Genomic DNA, 2637 nt, shown 5'->3' on the forward strand with positions numbered 1-2637 from the left:
GGTCGAGGCGGCGATCTGGTTCCACGATGCCATCTATGACAGCCGAGCCAAGGACAATGAGGCGAGGAGTGCCGCCCTTGCCGAGAAAAAACTCGCCGGCCGCACGGATACGGAGCGCCTGGACCGCATCACCGCGATGATCATCGCCACCGCCACGCATGAATTGCCGCACTTTGACGACGAGAATGCCGTCCGCGACGCAGCGCTGTTCCTCGATATGGACCTGGCGATCCTGGGTGCGACGCCTGATGCATTCGATGCCTATGAGCAGGCGGTTCGCCGCGAATATGGCTGGGTGGAAGAGCCAATGTGGCGTGCCGGCCGCAGTGCGGTTCTGAAGAGTTTCCTCGCCCGCACGCATATCTTTCACACCGAGGAGTTCCGCCAGCGGTTCGAGGTTCAGGCTCGGCAAAACATGGCGCGTTCGCTCAAGGCGCTCGGGCTAAGCTGAATCCAAACAGGCGTAGTTATAAGCATCCATACGCTGCGCATCGATGCATTCACAGCGGATTTTCGGCATAGAACTCCAGCACCCGCTGCTTGAAGGTTTTGTCGCCGACGGCCAACATGTGGTCGCGGCCCTCGATGTGAAAGGCCCTGGCGTTCGGCATCAAGGCGGCCAGTTCGTCGGGCGAACCGCCGATATCGTCCTTGGTGCCGACGGCAATCAACGTCGGCTGGGCAATGCGCGCAATGTCGGCCTCGGCCAGCAATTCCCGCGAGGTGGCAATGCATGCGGCCAGCGCCCGGCGGTCACTGCGTGTCTGGTCGGCGAAGGCGCGAAACGAGCGGCCGCGCGGATGGCTGGTGGCATCAGGATCGTCGGCCAGAAGGGCGGCGGCGATCGGATCCCAGTCGCCGACGCCGTCGACCATGCCGACGCCGAGACCGCCGAAGACCAGCGTCGCCACCTTGTCCGGGTCGGAAAGCGCCAGGAAGGCCGATATCCGCGCGCCCATCGAATAGCCCATGACATGGGCGCGTTCGATGCCGAGATGGGTCAGCAACGCTGCCCCGTCGGAAGCCATTTTTGCTGGGGTATAATCGGCCTCTTCATAGCTCTTCGACGAGGCGCCATGGCCGCGATTGTCGAAGGCGATGGCGCGGTAGCCGGCATCGTTAAGCGCCTTGAACCAGCCGGGCGACACCCAGTTGACGTAATGGGTCGAGGCAAAGCCATGGATCATGAGCACCGGATCGCCCTGCCCCGATGCCGGCTGGCGGTCGAGGAAAGCAAGATCAAACCCGTCATGGGAGAAAAACTGCATCTGCGCCGGATCCTGCGCGTTCAGTTGTGCGCAGTGCCGATTGCCGGGTGGCGCAACAAATCGCCGTCCGCGATGCCGCTCCTGGCGGCGGTGCCCGCCTTGAGCTCGAGCACGAAGCGAACCGGCTCGCCAGGCGAGATCATCGCCTCGGATTGCGGCTCGCCTTGCTTGATTGCCCGGATCCTGCCGTCCTGACCGACAAAGATCAGGTCGAGCGGCATCGGCGTGTTCTTCATCCAGAAGCTCACATCCCGAGGCTCCTCGAACACGAACAGCATGCCATGATTGTCGGCCATCTCCTGGCGAAACATCAGGCCGGCCTCGCGCTCGGCGGAGGTGTCGGCGATTTCGACGGAGAACGAGCGTTCGCCGCCTTTCGTCACCGCGACCAGCGGCTGCGGGTCGACGGCAAGGATCATCGCCCGGCCGTCTGCCGAAGCCGGTTGCTGCGAATGGAAGAAAGCGCCTGTGGCGATGACAAAAGCGATCGCGGCGCAGACTACGCCCGTTGCCAGCCAGTTCCTGTAAGTCATTCAGAATCCTCGGCCATCGCCCTAGACCATGATCCCGAACCTACGGTTCGAAAAAGATCATGGTCGAGCAGAAAGCACTAGGTCGCATCCCGATTCGATCGGGATGGACCTTAGTGCGAGACGGGCAAGGTACCCATATCCGGGTGAATTTCGGCAGCCATAAGGCCTTTGTCGCCGCGCCCGAAGCGGACCAGCACAACCTGCCCGGGCCGGAGCTCGGTAATGCCGTAACGGCGCAGGGTCTCCATGTGGACGAAAATGTCCTCGGTGCCCTCGCCTCGGGTCAGGAAACCGAACCCCTTGGTGCGGTTGAACCATTTCACCAGCGCCCGTTCGAGGCCGCTTTCCGGCGTCACCGAGACGTGGGTGCGCTGCTCCTGCATCTCCGCCGGATGGGTCGCCGTGGTGAGATCCATGGAGAGCACGCGGAACGCCTGCAATCCGCGCTCACCTTGCTTGACCAGGCAGACGACGCGCGCACCTTCCAAGGCGGTCTGGAAACCGTCCTTTCGAAGACATGTCACATGTAGGAGAATATCGCCGGAAGAGCCGTCATCAGGAAGAATGAAACCGTAGCCCTTGGCCACGTCGAACCATTTGATGGCGCCCGCAACCTCGACAAGATCGGCAGCATCGCCGCTCTCGTCTCTTTGCAAGGCGTCGCGACCGGTTCCGTCCCGCCCCATGAAAGAGGCTTTTTCCCCCATAAGAACGCCCCCCTTTTTCCAAGAATACCGCAACTGATTCTTGACGTTAGATTAACACTGCCACTTCCGGTGTGTGCAAGACCTGAGCTGCCTTTTTTCACGGTTCATTGCAGGATACCGGATTTGTTG

4 protein-coding genes are annotated in these 2637 nt (G+C 61.7%); 1 reads left to right on the top strand and 3 read right to left on the bottom strand.

Features of this window, described 5'->3' with window-relative positions; all coding sequences use genetic code 11:
- The coding region (locus EOA85_RS32200; RefSeq protein WP_127212420.1) for a hypothetical protein at positions 1–451 on the top strand (451 nt) is incomplete at its 5' end.
- 49 nt (positions 452–500) lie between these two features.
- Here the strand turns inward: EOA85_RS32200 and EOA85_RS32205 are convergent.
- The 3 genes from EOA85_RS32205 to EOA85_RS32215 form a co-directional block, all read right to left on the bottom strand.
- Positions 501–1268 carry an alpha/beta hydrolase gene (locus tag EOA85_RS32205; protein ID WP_164760027.1) on the bottom strand — a complete coding sequence of 256 codons (768 nt, stop codon included), beginning with the start codon at positions 1266–1268 and terminating at the stop codon, positions 501–503.
- A 20-nt stretch (positions 1269–1288) separates the two neighbouring features.
- Positions 1289–1801, bottom strand: a complete 513-nt coding sequence (locus tag EOA85_RS32210; RefSeq protein ID WP_127212422.1) for a DUF192 domain-containing protein — start codon at positions 1799–1801, stop codon at positions 1289–1291.
- Positions 1802–1911: 110 nt separating this feature from the next.
- A complete protein-coding gene (locus EOA85_RS32215; RefSeq protein WP_203546853.1) occupies positions 1912–2487 on the bottom strand; it encodes a cold-shock protein in 576 nt (191 codons plus the stop codon).
- Between the last annotated feature and the right edge of the window lie 150 nt (positions 2488–2637).

The sequence above is a fragment of the Mesorhizobium sp. M5C.F.Ca.IN.020.29.1.1 genome (assembly GCF_003997375.1).
GTDB classification, from domain to species: domain Bacteria; phylum Pseudomonadota; class Alphaproteobacteria; order Rhizobiales; family Rhizobiaceae; genus Mesorhizobium; species Mesorhizobium wenxiniae.